Annotated in this window: 22 protein-coding genes and 5 pseudogenes; 23 read left to right on the plus strand and 4 right to left on the minus strand. The window is 35.5% G+C overall.

Going from position 1 to position 22,579, the window contains the following annotated elements:
- Nucleotides 1-110 precede the first annotated feature (110 nt).
- The 7 genes and pseudogenes from G4D63_RS21200 to G4D63_RS21230 all read left to right on the plus strand — a co-directional run bounded on the left by G4D63_RS21200 (nt 111) and on the right by G4D63_RS21230 (nt 4,173).
- Nucleotides 111-740, plus strand: coding sequence for a hypothetical protein (locus tag G4D63_RS21200; RefSeq protein ID WP_163182061.1), 630 nt, complete (start codon nt 111-113; stop codon nt 738-740).
- 85 nt (nt 741-825) lie between these two features.
- The gene (locus tag G4D63_RS21205; protein WP_163182062.1) at nt 826-1,122 is read left to right on the plus strand and encodes a hypothetical protein; all 297 of its coding nucleotides are present in this window, start codon (nt 826-828) and stop codon (nt 1,120-1,122) included.
- Nucleotides 1,123-1,890: 768 nt separating this feature from the next.
- The gene (locus G4D63_RS21210) at nt 1,891-2,289 is read left to right on the plus strand and encodes a hypothetical protein (RefSeq protein ID WP_163182063.1); all 399 of its coding nucleotides are present in this window, start codon (nt 1,891-1,893) and stop codon (nt 2,287-2,289) included.
- 136 nt (nt 2,290-2,425) lie between these two features.
- Entirely contained in the window at nt 2,426-2,881 is a 456-nt protein-coding gene (locus tag G4D63_RS21215; RefSeq protein ID WP_163182064.1) for a hypothetical protein, read from the plus strand.
- A gap of 119 nt (nt 2,882-3,000) precedes the next feature.
- Entirely contained in the window at nt 3,001-3,243 is a 243-nt protein-coding gene (locus tag G4D63_RS21220; RefSeq protein ID WP_163182065.1) for a hypothetical protein, read from the plus strand.
- A gap of 234 nt (nt 3,244-3,477) precedes the next feature.
- Nucleotides 3,478-3,893: pseudogene (locus G4D63_RS21225) on the plus strand (lysine 2,3-aminomutase); the annotation flags it as partial.
- Nucleotides 3,886-4,173 carry a YokU family protein gene (locus G4D63_RS21230; protein ID WP_239586046.1) on the plus strand — a complete coding sequence of 96 codons (288 nt, stop codon included), beginning with the start codon at nt 3,886-3,888 and terminating at the stop codon, nt 4,171-4,173. The pseudogene G4D63_RS21225 and the gene G4D63_RS21230, both read left to right, overlap by 8 nt.
- Nucleotides 4,174-4,445: 272 nt before the next feature.
- Here the strand turns inward: G4D63_RS21230 and G4D63_RS21235 are convergent, their stop codons facing one another.
- On the minus strand, nt 4,446-5,999 hold the full coding sequence (locus G4D63_RS21235) for an ABC-F family ATP-binding cassette domain-containing protein (protein ID WP_163182066.1): 1,554 nt from the start codon (nt 5,997-5,999) through the stop codon (nt 4,446-4,448).
- A 710-nt stretch (nt 6,000-6,709) separates the two neighbouring features.
- On the opposite strand from G4D63_RS21235, the gene G4D63_RS22000 reads away from it, so the two are divergent.
- The 12 genes and pseudogenes from G4D63_RS22000 to G4D63_RS21295 all read left to right on the plus strand — a co-directional run bounded on the left by G4D63_RS22000 (nt 6,710) and on the right by G4D63_RS21295 (nt 16,583).
- Nucleotides 6,710-6,901, plus strand: coding sequence for a DUF2281 domain-containing protein (locus G4D63_RS22000; protein WP_239586047.1), 192 nt, complete (start codon nt 6,710-6,712; stop codon nt 6,899-6,901).
- 267 nt (nt 6,902-7,168) lie between these two features.
- Nucleotides 7,169-7,584, plus strand: a pseudogene (locus G4D63_RS21245) (lysine 2,3-aminomutase); the annotation flags it as partial.
- The gene (locus tag G4D63_RS21250; protein ID WP_163182067.1) at nt 7,577-7,861 is read left to right on the plus strand and encodes a YokU family protein; all 285 of its coding nucleotides are present in this window, start codon (nt 7,577-7,579) and stop codon (nt 7,859-7,861) included. The pseudogene G4D63_RS21245 and the gene G4D63_RS21250, both read left to right, overlap by 8 nt.
- 469 nt (nt 7,862-8,330) lie before the next feature.
- Nucleotides 8,331-8,743 (plus strand): annotated as a pseudogene (locus tag G4D63_RS21255) (AbgT family transporter); the annotation flags it as partial.
- 143 nt (nt 8,744-8,886) lie between these two features.
- Nucleotides 8,887-11,013, plus strand: coding sequence for a tetratricopeptide repeat protein (locus tag G4D63_RS21260; RefSeq protein WP_163182068.1), 2,127 nt, complete (start codon nt 8,887-8,889; stop codon nt 11,011-11,013).
- A 36-nt stretch (nt 11,014-11,049) separates the two neighbouring features.
- A pseudogene (gene ftsZ / locus G4D63_RS21265) lies at nt 11,050-12,000 on the plus strand (cell division protein FtsZ); the annotation flags it as partial.
- Between the two features lie 419 nt (nt 12,001-12,419).
- Nucleotides 12,420-12,737 carry a hypothetical protein gene (locus G4D63_RS21270; protein ID WP_239585959.1) on the plus strand — a complete coding sequence of 106 codons (318 nt, stop codon included), beginning with the start codon at nt 12,420-12,422 and terminating at the stop codon, nt 12,735-12,737.
- Between the two features lie 3 nt (nt 12,738-12,740).
- Nucleotides 12,741-12,965: a helix-turn-helix transcriptional regulator gene (locus tag G4D63_RS21275; protein ID WP_163182070.1), complete on the plus strand. Its 225-nt coding sequence runs from the start codon at nt 12,741-12,743 to the stop codon at nt 12,963-12,965.
- Entirely contained in the window at nt 12,943-13,365 is a 423-nt protein-coding gene (locus tag G4D63_RS21280; protein ID WP_163182071.1) for a DUF4386 domain-containing protein, read from the plus strand. The genes G4D63_RS21275 and G4D63_RS21280 overlap by 23 nt, the downstream gene beginning before the upstream one ends.
- A gap of 171 nt (nt 13,366-13,536) precedes the next feature.
- A pseudogene (locus G4D63_RS22005) lies at nt 13,537-14,488 on the plus strand (NAD(P)-dependent alcohol dehydrogenase).
- Nucleotides 14,489-14,779: 291 nt separating this feature from the next.
- A complete protein-coding gene (locus tag G4D63_RS21290; RefSeq protein WP_163182072.1) occupies nt 14,780-15,733 on the plus strand; it encodes an NAD(P)-dependent alcohol dehydrogenase in 954 nt (317 codons plus the stop codon).
- A gap of 475 nt (nt 15,734-16,208) precedes the next feature.
- Nucleotides 16,209-16,583 (plus strand): hypothetical protein, encoded by a 375-nt coding sequence (locus tag G4D63_RS21295; protein WP_163182073.1) that lies wholly within the window; start codon nt 16,209-16,211, stop codon nt 16,581-16,583.
- A gap of 847 nt (nt 16,584-17,430) precedes the next feature.
- Here the strand turns inward: G4D63_RS21295 and G4D63_RS21300 are convergent.
- From G4D63_RS21300 to G4D63_RS21310, 3 genes are all read right to left on the minus strand, one after another.
- On the minus strand, nt 17,431-18,171 hold the full coding sequence (locus G4D63_RS21300; protein WP_163182074.1) for an esterase family protein: 741 nt from the start codon (nt 18,169-18,171) through the stop codon (nt 17,431-17,433).
- On the minus strand, nt 18,162-19,349 hold the full coding sequence (locus G4D63_RS21305; protein ID WP_163182075.1) for an ATP-grasp domain-containing protein: 1,188 nt from the start codon (nt 19,347-19,349) through the stop codon (nt 18,162-18,164). Before G4D63_RS21305 ends, G4D63_RS21300 begins: the two co-directional genes overlap by 10 nt.
- Nucleotides 19,350-19,492: 143 nt before the next feature.
- On the minus strand, nt 19,493-20,527 hold the full coding sequence (locus tag G4D63_RS21310; RefSeq protein ID WP_239585960.1) for an alpha/beta hydrolase: 1,035 nt from the start codon (nt 20,525-20,527) through the stop codon (nt 19,493-19,495).
- A 305-nt stretch (nt 20,528-20,832) separates the two neighbouring features.
- Between G4D63_RS21310 and G4D63_RS21315 the strand changes: the two genes are divergently transcribed.
- The 4 genes from G4D63_RS21315 to G4D63_RS21330 all read left to right on the plus strand — a co-directional run.
- Nucleotides 20,833-21,252 carry a hypothetical protein gene (locus G4D63_RS21315; RefSeq protein ID WP_163182076.1) on the plus strand — a complete coding sequence of 140 codons (420 nt, stop codon included), beginning with the start codon at nt 20,833-20,835 and terminating at the stop codon, nt 21,250-21,252.
- Nucleotides 21,253-21,360: 108 nt separating this feature from the next.
- Nucleotides 21,361-21,705, plus strand: a complete 345-nt coding sequence (locus G4D63_RS21320; protein ID WP_163182077.1) for a hypothetical protein — start codon at nt 21,361-21,363, stop codon at nt 21,703-21,705.
- Between the two features lie 54 nt (nt 21,706-21,759).
- Nucleotides 21,760-22,116 carry a hypothetical protein gene (locus G4D63_RS21325; protein WP_163182078.1) on the plus strand — a complete coding sequence of 119 codons (357 nt, stop codon included), beginning with the start codon at nt 21,760-21,762 and terminating at the stop codon, nt 22,114-22,116.
- A gap of 102 nt (nt 22,117-22,218) precedes the next feature.
- Nucleotides 22,219-22,579: DNA topology modulation protein (locus G4D63_RS21330; RefSeq protein WP_163182079.1), on the plus strand; the 361-nt coding region annotated here is incomplete at its 3' end.

Raw genomic sequence — 22,579 nt, forward strand, 5'->3', positions numbered from 1 at the left:
GGAAGGGACGTTCTACCCTGGCTACTGTTATAATAAAACCATATAAAAAATGGTCAACCAGAAATATTTAGCATTCTGGCTAACCTTATAATACGAAAGAGGAAGGTTAGTTGAACAAGTTACCAAGATTTATTGAAACTAAAACTTCAAAATTTTGTCTAATTATAAAAGGAGGAGTGATATTGAAAAACCTTAGCTTAATTTTGTCTTTAATATTTTTATCAATAGGGCTATTGGGCTGTCAACAAAGTGGAAAAGAGGAGGATCTCAACAACGAGATTTCTAAAAATGTAAACAGCTCTAATACTCAAAATATGCCAAAAGATATGCCTTCTGACTTTGATTTTTCTATTCAGTTCGGTGTTCAAAAAAAGAATGAGATTAATACTTTTGAAGGAACGGTGACTAAGGATTTAATAGCAGATGGTAGTGCAACCACAGAGTTAATCTTAACAGAAGAAGAAATGAAAGATATTTATGAGAAAATGCAAAATATTAATATAGCGGAAACGAAGGAATATACACCTGAACCTATAAATTGTTTTCAAGAACCACACGGAGAAGATGAGTGGAAAATTATTATCAACGGTGAAACGATAACACATTTAATTTCAGGAAAATACTGCGAACCAACAAGCGATGCAAAACAACTAATTGAGTTGAGAAATTATGTCTTTCATATAATTAAAAGCAAGGATGAATATAAATCACTCCCAGAGTCCAAAGGTGGTTACGATTAGTTCTTCAACAAACGGGGGCAAGAGTTGAATAAAAAGTTGTCAAATGTGATAGCTCCATTCTATTAATGAAAGTAGGGTAGTTAGAATGGCAGGAGAAATGGATGATGTAATTAAGGAAATTAATCAATTTTTCCAATCCTTAAATTTTAAGCGATTCGACATCAACGATAATGCGAATTTTGAGTATAAAGGTGAATACTATATGCTAACTAAAGATGGAAATAGCTACTATCTTGAATGTGCATTCACCTTAGATGAAGTGAAAAATAGATGTCATGAGGATGTTGGAGGATATTCTGCAATATTATATGCAAAAGAAGAACTAATAGAAATAATTAAAAATGATATCATAAAGCACACTGTCCACGCAGAGGAAGATTGATTTAAGTGTTGTTCAACAAACGGGTGCGAGTGCGGCCGAGCATAGGTTGTATCATATAGCGGGTGGGATTCCCGTCGAGTAAGAACTAGCCATTCGCTCGTAGCGAGTCTTGGAGGGCTAATGGTAACTTTAGCCTTTAAGCGTAGACAGTTAGGTGGCGGGCCGAAAGCCAAATGGTTGAAGGGATTGAGCTCCATAATGTTAGTAAATCGAGAGGGCTGATGCCTTTCGCACAGCAGAAAGCTACATTTTATCCTTCGTTTATGGCAAGAAGGATAAAACCTCTCTGGAGTCAGAGACCTTGGCACGTCACACATTGATATGATACGGCGACTCGGGAGACCCTATCGGTCTTTTCTCGTGAGAAGAGTATGGTGTACAAGCGATAAAAAGCAAGGAAACCGAATGCTGATAGGGAGTCGGATAGCAGCGTAGTACCAATGAAGTTGGGTAATGCCGATGGAGGAAAGGCTAGCTACCAGTTATCGCCCTTACTAGGGACACATTTACTACACTCAGAGGTAGGATTAATAATGGAAACTAAACTAGTAAGGATAGCAGAAATTAGCAATATCTGAACCTAAAAGATTAGCTATACTTTGTAAATGGTAACTAGGAGGAGCCGTGTGCGTTAATAGCGCAAGCACGGTTCTGTGAGGGGGGAGAGTACAATCTACCGAAAGGTAGAGAGACTCTCTTCTACTCGACTTGCATAAAGTAGCAGTAGCCTTTTTACTGAAGCTCAACTATAAAACTGAGATGTGGTTAATGTTTGGTTTAAATGTGGATAGCGATGAACTTTCTTTTATGGTTAGTCAATCTGTTTGCTCTTTATCACAAATCGGTTCCAGCACAATGATTTTTGTAGAATTTAATTCCGCAAGTTTGAATATAGAATGTTTCTGGAGACTTCGAGATTCAGATCGCCTGATAATCACATCTAATGATAAAAAGCATCCTGACTACGATTGGTCAAAGGACCCAGTTGAAGAAATTAAGCTAATACTAGCTGGAAAGCAAATACGGTCATGCTACCTAGCAAAAGAAACAGAGGACTTGTTTATTCAGTTTGAAAACGACATATGGTTAGATGTGTTAAGGGATAGCACAATGTATGAATCTTGGCAAATTGATGCTGGAGAACAAGGGTATTATATAGGCGGATAAACAAAAGTTTCGGGATCTTAATTAACTAAAGGGGGCGATTGCTGAACAAGAAGCAGTCGCTTTTTTACTAAAGAAAGGTTTGTTCACAACTGTAAAGAATAAGAATTATAATAGCTTTAAGGAAGGAGGACATGTAGTGGAATATAATTTAACTGTAATTATCCCGAGTTATACAGAAGCTAATTCGACCTTTCCAAAGCCAGTTAATGATGATTATAATTATTGGATTGCTCTAATAAAACACTATGTAACAAAGTCGGATACTATAGAGATTCAGTGTTGGAACGAGGAAACAGAGATCATCGATGAAATCAATTCTTTATTTATAGATGAATTTGAGATGGTTAAAGAAGAAAATCTAACGATCTTTAAAGGGGCTATATCATCATCACTATTAGAATATTTATCGAATAAAAGTGTAAGTAATAAGGGTGAATTAAAGTGGTTCACAATCAATTTGGAGAAATTGATGTCGCCAGTATTTCATTCAGGACATTGGGGTACAGAATTATTTATACCTAATATCACTAAAGAGGATACTGCGTTCATTAAAAGTGTTACACCAAATGAATCGGAATTTCAGGAATGTTAGACAACCCTTTTATTTAACTATAGGGTGCATTTCTTTAATTAGCAGTCGACTATAAATTTATATAAATAAGCATATTCTTCTGTGGTATAATTGTTTTATATGTTTAAAGAGGTGATTATATGGATAATGAACAATTGTTAAAAATCATCTTAGAGCGGTTTGATAAAGTTGACCTACAATTTAAAGAAGTCCTACATAGGCTTGATAGTATTGAAAGAAGTCAACAGGAAGATGTTCATGGAACTTTAAACCTAATATCTAAGAAGGTTGACGGAGTTATGTATGACGTTGAGTATTTAAGTGAAAAGACAGGTAAACATGACACTAAAATTAATAGCCTAGAAAAAAGAATTCAGTCTTAACATAGGCTGGATTTTTTTATTTTATATTAAATGTGAATTCATGTACTTAAGAGGGCTTTAGTTTAACAAGAGATTTGAGTCAACGCAGGATCTTTTGTTGAACATTACAACCATATTATGCTTTAGAACAGCTAGACATAATCATCATTTACCTGTAATGATACTGCAAATTAAAGATGATAAATCATCTTGATTTGCAGTTTTTTAATGTTTTTCATACTTCCTTTAAAAAACGCAGTCCCTACGTTCGTTTGCGACGCTCCTGGTGGGGGAGGCAAAATTTCATTGCAGCCTAATTATTTGATTTCGCAGAGTGCGGATAAAGTGGTATTGAGGAATTTTGAAGGAGTAATAACATCCTACTCAGAACCTCAAAATTATATACCTGGTACAGCGGAAGATTATTTTAAGAGTGTGTACCCTGATTATGAGAAATATAAATCAAATGTAGGGATTGCTGGAGTGATGAACGACCAGAAGTTTAATCTGGTACCTGATGATCTACAGCGACTAGACCGTAGAGAAAAGTATCAGTGGATTCATCTCATTCCTCTTTAAAGGATAAACGTGATAAACGCGACGAGATGAAAGAGAGAAAGTTTAAGGCAGAGCAGCAGAAATATACGGAAAGGCCGACTAAAAATGAGTAAGGAAATGACTTGTGAGTGGTGTGGGGCTGAAGCCAAAATAGGTAGCGGGACTGTTTATTGGGAGTTGCCTGATGGAACAAGAGCGATTGAGATAACAGAGGCACCTGCAGTAGTGTGTTCTGATTGTGAGATGGTGTATCAGACAGAAGAGGTGACGAAGGAGATTGAGGATCAGTTATTTTTGGTGGATACGAAAAAGATTGGTAGTTCGATAGGGTTTAAGAAACTGATGGAATTGCCTAGATTGTTGAAGAGGAATTATTTTGATTTTTCTTCTTAGGCATCAACTAAATGTCAGATGACACTCAGAAATGGGTGTCTTTTTTTATTAAGGGTTAAGAATTATTCAGTTCACGCACTAAATCCATGTTGAGTGTGTGAAGAAATTGGTAATAAAATAATCTGCATGCAACTTAGAAGCTGTTGTAAAAACCCGAAATTGAAATAGGTAAGTTCTCATTCCTAACTTTAGTTGGGATGAACTCATAAAGTTTATTTAAAATTAGCAAAGATGTTAAAAGGGGTACCGAGTTGTTGGGTACCCCTTAATCTTTAAACTACTTTCGTAGTCCAATCCTCACAATTCCAAATATCGGTCGCAATTTCACGATAGAAATCAGGTTCGTGGGATACCATCAAAATACTTCCGCGATATGCTTTTAGAGCACGCTTCAATTCTTCTTTTGCGTCCACATCCAGGTGATTGGTAGGTTCGTCTAGAATTAATAAATTCGTTTCGTTGTTTAAAATTTTACACAATCGAACTTTCGCTTTTTCACCACCAGAAAGGACTTCGATTTTACTTTCAATATGTTTCGTCGTTAATCCACATTTTGCAAGAGCAGCACGGACTTCAGCCTGATTCATACTCGGGAATTCGCTCCAAATCTCTTCAATACAAGTGTTGTAGTTGGACTGCTTGATTTCCTGCTCGAAGTAACCGATGTATTGATACTCACCTCGTTCCACTTTACCCGAAAGCGGATTAACCAGTCCAAGAATACTTTTTAAAAGAGTAGACTTACCAATACCGTTTGCACCAACGAATGCAATTTTTTGTCCGCGTTCCATTTTCAAATTCAGAGGGCGAGAAAGTGGTTCGTTGTAACCAATTACAAGATCTTCCGTCTCGAAAATCCAACGACTAGCTGCACGAGCTTCCTTAAAGTTAAACTCTGGTTTTGGCTTCTCTTTCCCTAATTCAATAACTTCCATTTTGTCGAGCTTCTTCTGACGAGACATCGCCATATTACGAGTCGCAACACTTGCCTTGTTACGAGCAACAAAATCCTTCAAATCAGCAATTTCTTGTTGTTGACGCTTGTAAGCAGACTCAAGCTGCTGCTTCTTCATTTCATAAACTTTTAAGAAGCTGTCATAGTCACCTACATAGCGATTCAACTCTTGGTTCTCCATGTGATAGATCAAGTTCACAACATTGTTCAAGAATGGAATATCATGTGAAATCAAGATAAATGCATTTTCATATTCCGTTAAATAGCGCTTCAACCATTCGATATGCTGTTCATCCAAATAGTTTGTCGGCTCGTCGAGTAATAGGATTTCAGGCTTTTCTAGCAAAAGCTTAGCCAACAGCACTTTGGTACGCTGCCCACCGCTAAGGTCATTCACATCCCTATCAAGACCAACATCGTCTAATCCTAGACCACGAGCAACTTCCTCAACCTTTGCATTAATTTGATAGAAATCATTACTATCTAAAGTCTCTTGTAGCTCTCCAACTTCTGCAAGTAAGGCATCGATATCAGCACCTTCATCACCCATTTTTGCATAAAGCTCATTGATCTCTGATTCAGCATCAAAAAGATATTGAAAAGCAGTATTCAAAGCGTCACGCATCGTAGTCCCTTTTCGAAGTACAGCATGCTGATCTAAATAACCAACCCGAACTTTTCGTGACCACTCAACTTTCCCCTCGTCAGGTTGCAACTTCCCAGTAACGATATTCATGAAAGTAGACTTACCCTCACCATTTGCTCCAACTAGTCCTACGTGTTCTCCTTTTAAAAGCCTGAAAGACACGTTATTAAAAATCGCACGATCACCGAAACCGTGACTTAAACTTTGTACATTTAACACGCTCATTTTTTTTACCCCTTATCTAATGTCACATGTGGATATCTTACTAGATTTTAGCTACTTTTTCTATATTATAGTTGTTTTTTATGGAAAATGTTATTTGATTTTTGCGCAAAAATGAAGTCTGCCCTTTCTTATTAAATGAGATGATTGAATGATTTTTACTTGGGCGAATCACAATAGGTTATGAATCTATTATACAACCGAACCAGGATGTAAGATATGAGGTTTTCCTATGTGGAAATCTTTCAATAAAAAATGAAAGAATTGGTTGAGGGTGTACACTTACATTTTAGGTTGTACATTCCATATGCAGGGAGAGTAGGGACTATTCCCTCATGTAACGGCTCCCCTCGAAAATTACAACAACGTTTATCACAACAAGTCCGGAGGGACAGGTGCACTGACTCATTAATTCCAATATATATACCAATGTACCTGTCCCTATGGCTCTCCCGAGACCTCTTCAATTAGTAAGAGTTATTATTCTTATTATACAAGAAGAAATAAACGAGTTAAAATAAATGAGTGAACCAGGACGATGTAAAATAGAAAGTAGTTATATTCACTGGTACCTTAAGAGGTTGGAGTAGAAGAGAACGGTAATGGTTAAGGTCGATTCTGTAGTTATTATATTGTCATGGAGGCATATAGTTTCAAAAAAATATAAGTGCTATAAATAAAAGAAACTATTCATGAAAAGATGGGTGACCACATTGAATACTGCTAAGGAGCGTTTACTTAAAATTATTGATGAAATTCCTGAACAAGAGATTACGTCCCAGTTGAAAGATCTGGACTATTCAGTAGTTATTGCAGAAGGCAACTTAGATGAGGGTACACTAAAAATGACATCTGCAGTTAGAGCAGATACAGTTTACACACTTTCTAAAAATATAGTTAGATAAAAGTTTGGAAAAGTGAGCTTTGAGACTTTGAATGATGTCCAAGGAAAACTAAAAGAATAATTCAAATAAAATGACTAAAACCTAGATAAGGGACTACGTAGTGGTCCCATTTTTAATTGGAAAATAAAATATCCACAAGGGATTCTTAAGAAGAACTAAAGCTAAAGGGTAATTGTTTTAGAAGATAAAAGTAAGACAATAAAAGCTAGTTATCTAAAACGTTTTTTATTAGTGATGAATCTTTTATTCATACTTACCTTAAAAAACGCAGTACCTACGTTCGTTTGCGATGCGCCTGGTGGTGGAGGCAAAATTTCGTTGCAGCCGAATTACTTGATTTCACAGAGTGCGGATAAAGTGGTGTTGAGGAATTTTGATGGGTGATTACCTCTTATCCAGAGCCACAAAACTATGTGCCAGGTACTGCTGAGGAATATTTTAGCAAGGTGTATCCTGATTATGAAAAATATAAGTCAAATGTAGGAATTGCGGGAGTCATGAACGATCAAAAGTTTAATCTGGTACCTGAAGATTTGCAGCAACTAGATCGAAGAGAAAAGTATCGGGAGGATCCGACCCATTCTTCATTAAAGGATAAACGAGATAAACGGGATGAGATGAAGGAGAAGAAATTTAAGGTAGAACAGAAGAAGTACTCCGAAAGGCCGACTGCAAATGAGTAAGGAAACTTGTGAGTGGTGTGGAGCTGAGGCGACAACCGGGAGCGGGACTGTTTATTGGGAGTTGCCTGATGGGACAAGAGCGATTGAGATTAAGGAGGCACCTGCGGTAATCTGTTCTAAATGTGAGATGGTGTATCAGACAGAAGAGGTGACGAAGGCGATTGAGGATCAGTTGTTTTTGGTGGATACGAAGAAGATTGGTAGTTCGATAGGTTTTGAGGAATTGATGGAATTACCTAGATTGTTGAAGAGGAATAATTTTGATTTTTCTTCTTAACAAATATTGTCTGAGGAAATTGAATTTGTAAAAAAGATTAGTGATTTCCTCCGTCTGCACCAAGTGTTTTGTAACCTGGAAGATTTAAAATCATTTATTTCAGCTAATAGAAATAATTAATTTCTTCTGAACTCTTATTGATTAAAAATTGTTCTTTCCACAACGGTCGTATCATTTGTCTTTGACATTACATGGAAGGCACGACTCTCCAGTTCTAAAGTTTTAAAGGTGTAAAAGAGTAAAAAATGATAAAAAGTACTCAAATCTTTATTAAGCGAATTGAGTACTTTTTTATCTTTTGACTAGCACGTTACTATATAGAGAGAATTATAGAGCACGAAAAGAATGACTAATATTAATAGTTAAATTGGATAGGGGTGTTTATTTTTTTTTTTTTTTTTTTTTTTTTTTTTTTTTTTTTTTTTTTTTTTTTTTTTTTTTTTTTTTTTTTTTTTTTTTCTGTAAAAATGGTGCCGAATTCCTTGGGGCTACAGGATTCAAAGGGATACCTCTAATTCTTGCATTTATTTTGGTATCGGGAATAATTAACCTGTTTATCGGTAGTGCATCTGCTAAATGGGCCCTTATGGCACCAGTCATCGTTCCAATTATGATGAATTTAGGCTGCTCACCAGAGTTTACACAGCAGGTGTATCGAATTGCTGATTCTACAACAAATGTTATTTCACCATTAATGCCATATTTCGCAATTGTGATTGGTTTTGCGCAAAAATATGACAAGAAGGTTGGAATTGGTACACTGATTTCTACAATGCTTCCATATTCAATTGCATTTACCATTGTGTGGGTACTGATGCTAATTATTTGGATGCTTACAGGTGCAGATATCGGACCAGGTCACCTATTTACTATAACAATTAATAGGTAAAAAAGATTAAGCAGGAGCCAATAGGCATCTGTTTTTTTATTTTGTCGAAAAATCCCTTCAGACTCCCCATAAAATTCGATATATGAACGAATTATTATTAAAGTCTCTAAAATTTCCTCATTAGGGAGTGATATTTATGACAATAGAGAACCAATTAAATACAAAGACATACTATAAACAATTAATAAATCATACAAATAACCCTCTTCAAGCACTGGCTGAAATGCAACTGATCGGACAAAAGGACGATCTACCAACGGATGAGGAGATTCGTTTTTCTCAAGGAGAATTATATTTTCATTATAAAGATTTTGAAGTAGCCATTTTTAAATGGGAGAGTATTCATGGTGAACTTGAGCAATGGGCTAAGAACAATATTGCAGACTCTTATTATGAATTGGGTCAAATAGACACAGCGGAGCATATCTACAAATCAATAGATTCCGATAGCCTACTTTTGAATATAGAGGTTGCATTAAGCTTGTTTTACATTTATGTTGACCAGGGCTATTTGGAGCTTGCAACGGAAAAGATAAAGGATGTCATTTTACTTGACCCGGATTATCAAAGTGTTACAGCTACCGCAAAATCATACTTCGAGAGATACCAAGATTGGCAGAATGCTATTGAGCTTGTAGCAAATGAAGCGATTAGGACAAACTCGGTAAAATGGTACAAACAATTAAAAACTTATATAGATGAAGGGCATGCAAACAAACTAGAACCTAGTTATTTTAGTTACGTGTTGAAGAGTCTTTATACAATTGATTCTTCATTATTTGTTGACCTCTCAAGGTCACTGTGGAGGAAGTATAAGGATGGTCAACAGCAGCTTTCCTGGATAAGGATTTTTAATGAAGTTATCAGAGAGTTAGAGACTGTTTATTCTGAAAGCAGAGGAGAACTATCCAATCTTCATTTAGATACATATAGTGAATTGCTAAAAAAAGATTATTCTACCAAGCAACTTTCAGAAGTTATACCAACTCTATTAGTAAATTGGTTGAACGTGAAAGACTCATCTTCGGCTGTTATGGCGTCTGCAGCTGTTATTTCGTGGGGTGAATTTTATCCGACAAGTTTTAATGCTTCTATAGTGGATGAGGCTATGGAAATGATGCTAAGCACTGCATATAAGCCACTTGTCTTAGATGAGTGTTTAGTATTATTCGAAGGGATTACCAAGTGGACTAGAAAGAATGGATTGGATAAGGAAAATAACAAGTCTCTCAATGATTTAACAGAGTTTGTTACAACTTTACTAAGTAGTGGAGACCATAAAGAAGAAAATGTACCTGCATTATTATCTAACATCCGTCGCACAATTGAACATCTCTTTAACAAAAGAGTAGAACTGGAAGAAAGATTAGTAGATTCAATTGCGCTTAATGAAGAGATTGCGGTGAAATTAAAGGGTGCGGTTCATCAGTTACATGATATGGAGAGTGAAATCACAAGGCTTCTTACCACTTCTTATTCTACAAGTAAAGAAGAGATGATAGAGAACTTAAACAGAAGAATCCCAGCTCTTTTAAGAGGGTGTTCCTTTATAATTAATGAAGAAAGTGATTTTGAAAACATACACAAAGAGTTAAATAATGAAATGAACCAAGTTGTTCAAACCTATCTTCAAAACACGATTGTACCTAAGTTTTCTAAAGACATTCACGAGTGGGTCGAGAGTGCAACACGTGAATTTACAAAGTGCCAAACCCATTTAGAGGAAATGTGCGAAGGATTTAATACATTGGATGATCGAAATAAATTAACGTTACCTTGTGATTTTCAAGTGTTAAACGACTGGATTCGTGATGCAAAACGTTTAGAAACAGTTGTTGAAATTGACCAAGTCTCCATACTCACTGGGCATAATCCTACTATTTTTCTCTTAAAGAATGTAGACAAGCTAGTAAGGAGTGTTAATACAGATAAGTTAAAAGTAGATAAACTTTATAGGAGATTCATAGAGAATGGAAGCTATGAAAAAGCGGTAGAGTCCATCCGAACGCAGGTTATGATGCAATTTGAGCTGTTTGAAAAGTCAATTGCTCGAGAGATTAAGTTGTTTTTCAGGGAGCCATTTAACACATTAAGTGAGGCCATTGAAGAACGACAACAAAAGAATGTTACTGATCAACAATCTTTAGAGGCATTAAAAACAAATCCGGAAATCTATTTTGATCCATTAACCCTTTTTGAAATAAGATTACGTCAATTAGATTTGTTGGTGCAATTAGAACAGAATTCGATTCCAGAAGTGTAAGTACAACCATGATCTTTAACAGTAAGGAGGATCCACATGTTTGGATTTGATATAAATATTGATCAGTTTGCTAAGATAAAGGTCATCGGTGTCGGTGGCGGTGGAAATAATGCAGTGAACCGTATGATTGAAGCGGGAGTAGAAGGTGTCGAATTTATTGCAGTAAACACAGATGGACAAGCACTGCATCAATCAAAAGCAGAGACTATTATTCAAATTGGTACATCCTTAACAAGAGGACTTGGGGCAGGTGCAAATCCGGAAATCGGTAAGAAGGCAGTAGAAGAGAGCATAGATGAAATTAAAGAAGCCTTAAAAGGGGCAGATATGGTATTTGTAACAGCTGGAATGGGTGGTGGTACAGGAACGGGAGCAGCTCCTGCGATTGCTGAAGTAGCAAAGAACCTTGGTTCGTTAACGGTGGGAGTTGTTACACGCCCATTCAAATTTGAAGGTAGGAAAAGGTCAGCAAATGCTGAGATGGGGATCGCTGCAATGAGACAAGCAGCAAACACATTAATCATCATTCCGAATGAACGATTACTTCAAATTGTGGATAAAAGAACTCCTATGATTCAAGCATTTAAAGAAGTAGATAATATCCTACTAAGAGGGGTTCAAGGTATTTCTGATTTAATTGCGGTTCCAGGTTTAATTAATCTTGATTTTGCTGATGTCAAAACAGTGATGTCGCATAAAGGGACAGCGTTAATGGGAATTGGAATGGCAAATGGGGAAAATCGGGCCATGGATGCTGCACAAAAAGCGATCAACAGTCCCTTACTAGAGACTTCCATTAGTGGAGCAAAAGGGGTTATTATGAACATTACAGGTGGACATAACTTAAGCCTTTATGAAGTACAGGAGGCTGCAGATATGGTGGCCTCCAAAACCCACGAGGACTTAGATATGATCTTCGGGTCCGTAATTAATGAAAATATAAAAGACGAAATCATTGTGACCGTCATTGCAACAGGGTTTGAAGAGTAGGTTTTTATTGTATTAATGTGGGCAATGGCAACTGCCCTTATGCATGTTTCGCCAAATACTTTCTCGTCTGAGAAGTTTTTTTGTTTTATAATTCTTAGCAAGTTAAATCAGAAGTGTATTGTATTTTATCTAAACTTGAAACTCTATGTGAAGGCAGGAACATTACCCACTAGGTAATGTTTCTGCCTATTTTTGTAAATTATACTTGACTTCGTGTATGGTTTATTTTACATTATGTATAACAAAATTTACTTTTTGTAAAAATTATCAAACAAGGAGGTTTGAGTCATGACATACCAAGAAAAGAAAAGCATCGTATCTGTAATTAGTGCTATACTCATTTTCGTCTCTTATTGTTTGTACATGTATCCGCGTTTTCCAGGAGGGGGACTGGAGTCAATGGAAGCTATTCGTTATTGGGGTACCTTTGTCCTCTTCCTGATACTGTTTTCAATAGTTGCCCATATCATGATAAACATTATTTTCAACATGTTTTTAGAATTACAACCAATGAAAAAGAACCAACATTTGCGGATGAATTAGATAAATTAATTGAATTGAAAGCACAACGAAATTCATTTTTCGTGTTTATCATTGGCTTTCTTATTGCAATGGGATCACTGGTCTTTTTTCAGCCCTCACATATGATGTTCATTATTCTGATTACTTCAGGGTTCATTTCAGATGTAATGGGATCTTTAACAAAACTTTATCACTATCGGAGAGGAGTATAAAAAATGGGTAAAAATCTTGTCGGCAATCACATCCGAAAATTACGTTTCAACCATGATGAATTGACTCAGCAACAGTTGGCTGACAAAGTGGGCGTAACCAGACAGACCATCGTGGCTCTCGAAAAGGGGAATTACTCCCCATCTCTAGAACTAGCTTTTCGCATTGCACAAACCTTTAACTTACCGTTGGAAGAGGTATTTTATTATGGGGAAGACACAAAGAAGTAAGAATGAAATTGTTTTTGAATTTGTGAATCGAGGGGATTATCATTCTTCAGGAATTATCCTAAAAGCAATACATGACTGGACATTTATGCTTGGTCCACTTTTTATGCTAGGTATAAACACGATGATGTATAGTTATATATTTTATAAAACCAAACTTGTACCGAGATTCATATCAATTCTAGGGATGACAGGGGCAACTTGTGTTTTTGTTTGTGCTTTGTTCGTCATGTTCGGTGTATTTCCTCAAATATCTCTTTGGGGTGCTATTTTAGCTGTACCAGTAGCAGCTAATGAAATGATTTTAGCAGTATGGCTCCTCATCAAGGGGTTTAATGAAACTGCAATTGATCTCATCTCTAAAAAAAGGTTTGTAACTAAACATGAGTTTACTTCTATGTAGCAATTACTGTATAAAAATAAATCCACTAATCAGCCCAATAACGGACGTTACCCTCATCTTGAAAATAATCCAACAACAATTGACTGCTAGATTTCTAGATTCCTTTAGTTATTAGTTTTCCTCTAAAAATTCTTATAAGTAAGAAGATGAAAAGAAGGAGAGAGAGGCCATATGAAAGCAATCGTATGCACCAAATATGGAACACCGGATGTTTTACAACTTCAAGAGACCGGTACGCCAATCCCAAAAGACCATTAAGTCCGTATCAAAATACACGCGGCTTCAGTTGGACCAGCAGATTGTACCTTTCGAAAAGGTTCCCCCCTTGTTAAGCTTGTTTACGGTCTAAAAAGACCAAAAAACTCAATACTTGGTGCCGAGCTTTCTGGCGAAATTGATGCTATTGGAAAAGGGGTATTGAAATATAAAGTGGGCGACCAAGTATTTGGGTTAAGTGCAAGGACGTTTGGTGCTCAAGCCGAATACAAATGTTTGCACGAAGATACTCCGCTGACGATCAAATCGTCTGCTATGACATATGAAGAAGCCGTTGCTGTCTGTGATGGTGCACCTACCGCATTGACGTTCCTTCGTGATAAAGCAAAGTTACAGGGCGGACAACATGTTCTGATTAATGGTGCGTCTGGAGCAGTAGGGATATATGCAGTACAAATAGCTAAATACTTGGGTGCAGAAGTTACTGGAGTATGCAGTACAACAAATATTGAGTTGGTAAAGTCGCATGGAGCAGATAAGGTTATTGACTACACCAAGGAGAATTTTACGAAGAACGGTCAGACATATGATGTTATTTTCGATGCAGTGGGTAAACGCTCCTTTTCACAATGTAAAGGCTCTCTCTCACAAAGAGGAACATACCTTTCCACTGTGCTTTCATTATCCATTCTATTTGACATGTTACAGACTACGTTGTTTGGGAAAAAGAAAGCAATTTTTGTTTATGCAAAACCAAGCAAATTTGAACTATCTTAAAGACCTTTATGAGGATGGAAAAATTAAAGCGGTCATCGATCGACGATATCCATTGGAAGAAGTCGCAGAGGCTCACCGATATGTAGAAAAGGGGCACAAAAAGGGAAATGTCATTATAACTTTGATGTAACGCTCAGGTTTTACCTTGTGCAGATAGGAAAGGGGGGGATTCTTCCTTTCTCATATTCTCTTTTGTTGGAAATAGAGCTCTTCTCTGTATTTGGGCTTAGAATATGAAAACAACTTCATGTATTCGGATTAGTGACTTGTGGTTGTCAATTTAAAGAATATACGCTTTCCTCTACTTCCTGTAAAAATTATCAACTAGATATCAAGTGAACACGTTTATGAGGTGGGTACAATATTTTGGAAAAAATTAAGGATATCTAACTAATTGATAATTAATGGGAGGTTGAACAGTATGAAAGCAGCTATTTTTAAATTCTATGGTTCTCCGGAAGTCATGGAGATAAGAGATGTTGATAAGCCGTTCATCAAGGAAGAAGATAGGGTATTAATTAAAGTTGTTTCCGCCTCAATAAATCAATACGATAATTTATTTCGAAAAGGTTATATTCCTACTAGATTAGAGAATGGCTTTACAAAACCAAAAACTCAAATTCTGGGAATAGACGTTGCAGGTATAGTCGAAGCAGTAGGTAAAAATGTACAAAAGTTCAAGGTTGGAGATCATGTTTTTGGAAGTTGTGTAGGATCCCATGCGGAATATGTTTGCCCGCGACAAAATGTTTTAAGCCTTATGCCAAAAAACTCAACTTTTGAGGAGGCAGCTGCAATACCATGTGCTGCTCAGACAGCTTTACAAGCATTGCGAGATGTCGCACAGGTAAAAGCTGGCGACAAAGTATTAGTCTATGGTGCATCAGGCGGAGTAGGACACTTTGCAGTTCAGCTAGCCAGATACTACGGTGCTGAAGTAACAGCCGTTTGTAGTACATCGAATATTGGGTGGATTAGAGATTTAGGGGCTGAACATGTAATTGATTATACCAAAGAAGATTTTGCTCATAACGGAAAAAAATACAATATAATACTTGATGCTGTTGGAAAGAGGACCTATTTTAGTTGCTTGCGCTCTCTAACTGAGAACGGTATTTATATAACAGAACATCCACTCTACCCGAAGTATCATCCAATTCAATTGATGATAGGCTCTATCATAGGTAGTAAGAAGGCTAAGATTCATCTTGCAAAACCAAATGACAGTGATTTGGACCTTTTACGAGTGCTTAAGGAAAAAGAAATATTAAGACCTGTAATTGAGAAGTGCTTTACTTTAAATGAAATTGTAGAAGCCCATAGGCACGTTGAAAGTGGACGGACAAAGGGGAAGGTTGTTCTTAAAATCGAGTAAAATTATTTCCAATCTGGATTATTTATTCATAAACATTCTCATAAATAAAACATATAAATTATATAGAACCAAATTAGAACTAGTCAAAGAGCTGAAGATCCATTGAACTTCAGCTTTTTTGTTTTTGTGATAAAGGAGCAGTATTCTCAGAATTATTTAAAATGAGAACCACAATAAGATTGTGAGGAATTAAACTTAAAGAAACGGGTGCATTCCTTCAACAAGAATTGCTCTTTTCTATGTCACGGAAAAGGAAATTTTAAACTAAAGTAGCAGTTTAGTTCAACAAGAATACCTAGCCGATGTTATTGGCTCTGTTTAAGAATAATGGTGATTTTTGATAACTATTCGAAATCTTACTTTCAGTTACCTGTCAGACGGTAAGAGATATAGGAATAGTATATTACTGGATTAATAAAATTGAAACAGGAAGAAATGAGGTGATTTTATTTTAGAAAAACTCAGGAAAATTAATATGAAAACTGCTGTATTTATGGGAATTATTTTTTACTCTTTGACTATCTTAATCCACTTTCTTATTATAAGCAAAAGTATTCCATTCACATGGGTTAATGGTGGAAGGTCTGAATCATTCGCTGAACAGCTACCAATTACTGTTATAAATATCGTTATTTCTATTATTGGAGTAGTTTTTACGTTGATTGTTGGTAGAATTAAACTATATAAATACAAAAGAGGAATAACCGTTATATGTTGGTTTTTTGTTGTACTTTGGTCTTTTGGATTTATACAACAATTGTTTGGAACACCTTTTGAAAAAATGGTTTGTTCGTTAGTATTGGTTCTTGGAGTTATCTCGAACTTGCGTATGGCGATTGAAAAAAAATAGCTGTAACTATTTAATTAATAAGTTTTTGAACAATTACACTTAAAAGGGTGCGATGATCCAAGAAGGATTATCGCTTGTTTTTGTTGAAGCTATTGAACATACGGAGTTTAGTACAAGAAGGAAGTAATGTGAATTAGGGACTAAAACTAGCAAAATTGAAGGTTGAAATGAAAAATATAATCTTCTTAATTTTTGCATTAACTATGATTGGTATTTATATAATATTTAACCCATTGAGTGTTTTTAATTTACTTGATTAACGTGTGCAATCCTAATCAAGTATTAACGGCAACTGATCTTAGCTTGATTAGTGGCCGTTGTTGTTGAAGAGGAATTATTTTGATTTTTCTTCTTAAAATATTATTAATGGGCACTCATTGATGGGTTCCTTTGTCATAAAAAATTTGTCTTGGTTTATAATAGTTTAAAAAAGTTTATCTATTAAAAGGTTAATAGGAAATAAGGAAATCTTGCTTAAGACGAAGTAGACTCATACTGCGCAAGCAAAAAATGGTCTGTATGAAAAGATTAAGCACATCCTAATAATTGTATATAATTAAAAAACATATGGTGAAATTTCATTAAAGTTTCCATTTCCTTATAAAATATTAGTATTCTAGTAAAAGCTACAAACAAAGGGAGTTAGAGAATGAAAGGCTTAATGGGACCATAATTATTAGTTATTCAAGTAACGGGAGTTTTTATTAAAAGGACTCAAAAACTCTATAAATTAAAAAAATGGCGTGTCAAACCTGTTGTCAGTTTGCACGCCATTTTCATTACCATTTATATGATATGCCCCCAAAACGGAACGGTTTACTCAACTGACTGATGTTTTTTAAAAATTTTATGAAAATAACTTTCCTAAATAATGCGGCATTTGAGATCGCCACCAAACCCAATCATGCGACACATCTTCGCCCCACTCATCAAACCACGCTGGAATTTGTTTTTCTTTAAAAGCTTCTTTTAATGTAAAGTATGAAGGTAGCCCATCTTGTTCCCAATCACCAAGACCGGTACAAATAATGATATCTGCTGAACGATATCGATCAATAAACCAACCGTCATTTTGATTCCATATATAATCACTCGGTGAATTTTCGTATACAAGGGGATCATTACCGTAATCACCAGAAAAGAAACGTACATCGTAAACTCCGCTAAGTGCAACGGTTGTTTGGAAGACATCCGGATGTCTCAACAAAAAGTTCAACGCATGATATGCCCCCATACTACAGCCGGTTGTCATCATTGGATCAAACCAACCTGTTTTATGTTTAATAAATGGTATAGCTTCTGAAATGATATAACGGTCATATGCTTGATGAGCTAATGCACGGTCATGTGCCGGTTTTGAATCGTGTAGCCAACTTTCGCCATCTATACTAGTCAATGAAAAAAATTGAACTTTTCCTGATTCAATAAAATCATGACACACATCAATCATTCCAAAATCATAGTATTCAGAATGCGTCCCACCAGATGAAGGAAACACTACGATTGGCATGCCACTGTGTCCATATCTTTTCAACAGCATTTCACGTCCTAGTTCACCACTCCAATGGGTAAACTGTTCTATATGCATAGAGGAATCTCCTTTTTTCGCTCATGTACAAAATGGATAATTTCATCGACTTCTTCATGCGATTCTGCATTAATCGCATAAAATTGATTTCCTTGGAGTTCCGCAAATGCATCAGGCATGCGCTGTTCAAACCTCACGCGGTCGCCAAATCGTTCATAAATGGCATTCGTATCATGTTGATACGCATATGCATCACGCTGTGTTATACCGACACAAAACTGATTTTTAACATCGGACTCCTTAAATTCTCCTCCTGTCACAAGAGAAGCATACTGAGCAAATAAATCAATTGAGTACGCAAAATTGTACAGATCAATCGTGTAGCCGCCAGCCAAGCGGTTATTATATTCAAGTGCAACATAATCCCCATTTTCTAATTTAAAGAACTCAATATGGAAAAACCGTTCTTTCATTCCAAAAGTTTCCACAATCCTCTTTCCATAAGTTTCGAGCTTAGAATCAATTTCTTTTTGAATTACATATGCAAAATCCAACTGACCCTTAACGAGTTCCAGAGTTGGCACATTATATGTAAAGCTTGATTGGAATACAATATTCCCTTTCTGATCCACTAAACCATCAAATGTACAAAGCACGCCTCCTTCAACAAATGGTTCTAAGAAGTACACTTGTGCTTCTCCCCATTCTTCTTTAAACTGACGTACATCCTCTTCTGAACTTAATTTATAGGTTGCAGCTGATCCAACTCCCTTATCGGGTTTAGCGATAACGGGCAGTCCTAATTCATTAATAGATTTATATAAATCAATATTAGTTTTAACGATTCTTCCTTCTACAACAGGCACATCTGCTTTTTTAAACAGCTTCTTCATTTCAGATTTATACTTAACTATTTTTAAGTCATTCGTTTTATTGCCGTATACGTTAAATTGCTCACGCAACTCGGCATCAAGTTCTAGCCAATGTTCGTTATTGGATTCAATGCGGTCAATTGGACCATATTTATAAAACAAAAAGGCAACGGCACGTTTCACTTCATCTGAATCTTCTAGATTATTCACCCGATAATATTCTGTTAAAGAGTTTTGTAAGTAGGGACCTAATTGGTCATATGGCTCTTCACCAACCCCTAAAACAGTGACACCTGCACCTTTTAGTTGATGAGCAAATGCCTGAAAATTACTTGGATAATATGGTGATATCAAAATAAAATTCATAAATAAGCTCCTTTCCTATTTCCACAAATAAGTTACAAATATATTAATTTATAATATAACTAGACTTCAAAAATATATTCAAAAAAAAGTAATAGATTCCTCTATTACCTAAATCATACAAATGTGAATATTCAGATCATTAATTACCATTCCTCACTTAAGAAACGTAAACATTCTGGCAAGTGTTTTGCCCAAGCTTTTTCATCATGTTCTTCATCCACATAAATATTTAAACGAATGCTATCAATTGGAACAAAGCCTTTTATCAATTGTTTATAATAATTAAGGGCGCAATCGATATATGCCTGCTTCATATTTCCATACATCAATTGTCGATCGGTATCATCGCCTTCTTGAGTCCCAACTTGAATGTACACCCGTTGCTCAGGATCCAACTCTTCTCTAGCTATATAACTGTTAAAGGCTTTACTTGTAATCCAATTGGCTAAAGAGAAAATGCCTAAACCACCAATTTTATCTTTATACCTAATACCCATATAGGCCGAAATATTTCCTCCTAGTGAACTGCCAATCATCGCTGTATGGTATTTATCCGATTTAGTTCGGTAATGTTTATCGATAAAGGGCTTTACGACTTTCATGACAAACTCAGCAAACTCTTCGCCTCTTCCGCCTAGTTCAATATCTTCGGGAAGTGTGCTTTCAGTAATTTTCCAAGGCGTATATTCATTAATTCGATCATGTTCAGCGTTATCAATCCCAACAACAATCATCTTCGGTAAATCTGGGTTTAGTTTAATTGCATGAATAACTTTCCATGAATACCCACTATATGCTTCATTACAGTAGAAAACATTTTGGCCATCATGCATATAGACAACCGGATAGTTTTTAGTCAAATCTTTATCATAATTTTCCGGCAATAAAACACGTATGCGACGTTTATCATTTTTATAAGTCATATGTAATTGATGTGTTACTAATCCTAATGATTTTTCATGTTCTAATGTCCACAATAAAGGGTTTAAAGTGATATCCACAATTTTACTTCTGGTCAGTTTTTTTTCTTTCTCTTTCGTTGATAATGTAATATAATCTTTCACACTTTCTTCATCTCTGATTTTTCCATCTATAATTCTTTCACAGCCGTCAATAGCTTCATAACGAACTCGGTTCATTAACACTTCACCAAAGAAATCTAGGTTATTTTTTGTCAATAAAATCGCCCCGTTTTTAGTTTTTAATACAATAGGTTATGCATTCCTTAACCTTTATTGAACAAAAATGAATAATCAATAGTATATTATGTTCACATTCCAAACTTGTAATTATTTTGGTATTCACCGTTCCTTCTGATGAGTAATGTATAATAAGAAACTTCATTTGCTTTATGGGTAGTAGACTCTTACTGCGCAATAAATTCTTCATTTACAGGTGACTTTGTGAAAGAATGTACTTAAGCTAACGGGTAAGGTTAGTACAAAAAAAGTGGAAAGAAAATTATTGCTAAAAAGGGGTTTAAATGATGAAGTTGAGGGTGTTGTTCGGTATTCTTCTAATCATAATTTTAACGGCTTGTTCATCAACCACACAAACTGTTGTTTCTAATGAAGTAACCTTTTATGGTGAAGGTGAATATTGGAATGTAAGTTACATATATAATCCAGAATTGTATGATGAAAAAATGGTAAACTGGGTTGAAATCGAACTGAAAGACTTTGAACTATCACAGGGAGATATAAATAATATTGACATTGAACTTGAAAGTAGAGATGGTTTGATTACAGGGAATATTGGGGATATGGAAACAAAAATTGAAGGTAACGTTATTTCTTTTTTAGTTGGTACTGTCAATTTTGAGACTTACAAGGAAGATGAATATAAAATCACAATAAATTTCAAAGATAAACAAGATGTTATAAAGTTGCAGATGAAACGTTGATATTAAAGTAACGGGAGCGATTGCAAAACAGCAGCAGTCGCTTTTTTACTAACGAAGCAGGATAGTGCAGTAAAAAGCATGAATAATCTTTAAAAGGAATGATGGTACATGCTATTTAGGAAGTTATTCTTTAAAAAATATGATGAGTTTGCTTTAAAATTGGGTTTTTCTGATTGGAGAATCGCATATGAAAACACGTTTTTTATTTACCGTATTCCAGAAGATGCCCAATGGAATGCAACACAGCTACCAAATAAAAGTTGGGCAGTATGGAATGATATAGGTCAACCGCCTTATTCTTTTAAAGTTTTTGAAACATGGAAAGAAGCTATCAGATATTTAAGGAACTTATTTGATGATAGTGAACTACCTGAACATTACTGGTATCCCGAAGGATTTGACCTTGAAGAAAACGTATTTAAAAGTCTTCCTAATAAAGAAAAGAAACTATAATAACTTAAACTAACGGTTAGCTTTAGTTTATATCAACAGAAAGGGAGGTTTTAAATGAAAATAGTAAAAGTTTTTTTAGTGTTATCTGTTCTGTTATCAATAACTGGTTGTTCACCTTTAGTAAATAATAATCCTACAAAAGTAGAAACCAGTTCAAATGGTTCATATAAGGCATTACTATTTGTAAATGGTATGGAATTACAATCTGTTGGACATACAGCCAATGAATCGGAGCTTGTAGTTGGGGAATTTATTGGTGCAGTTAATGAGAAAGTAGATATAGAAATAAGACCTTCTGATGAACTCACTTCAAATTATTTGGAAGAAGGAACAGAAATCTATTCAGTGGAAGGGAATACAAAAATAGTCTTAGCGAAAAAAGAAAATGGAGATTATGAGGTTTTTGAATAGATTTTATTGTACTAACGGAGGCATTTCTTCAAGAAGGAGAAGTGCTTTTCTTGTGGAAGTTATTAAGCTAACGGTGCAGGATAACTCAATAAGGGGGATATAATGAAAAAGGTTGTACTTATTGGTTCAGGTGGTTCAGGCAAATCCACACTGGCAAGGCAATTAGGGGAAAAGCTAAAAATAAATGTTTACCACCTTGATGCTTTATTTTGGAAACCTAATTGGGTAGGAGTGCTAAAGGATGAACAAAGAAAAGTTCAAAATGACTTAGTGAATAAAGAAGAATGGATTATCGATGGAAACTATGGTGGGACAATGGATATAAGGCTTAATGCAGCGGATACAATAATATTACTTGATATTAATAGAACAATTTGTGTTTACCGTGCTTTCAAAAGAATGATGCAATACCGAAATAAGACAAGACCAGATATGGGGGAAGGCTGCGAAGAAAGAATTGATT

The sequence above is a fragment of the Bacillus mesophilus genome (genome assembly GCF_011008845.1).
In the GTDB taxonomy this organism is placed as follows: domain Bacteria; phylum Bacillota; class Bacilli; order Bacillales; family SA4; genus Bacillus_BS; species Bacillus_BS mesophilus.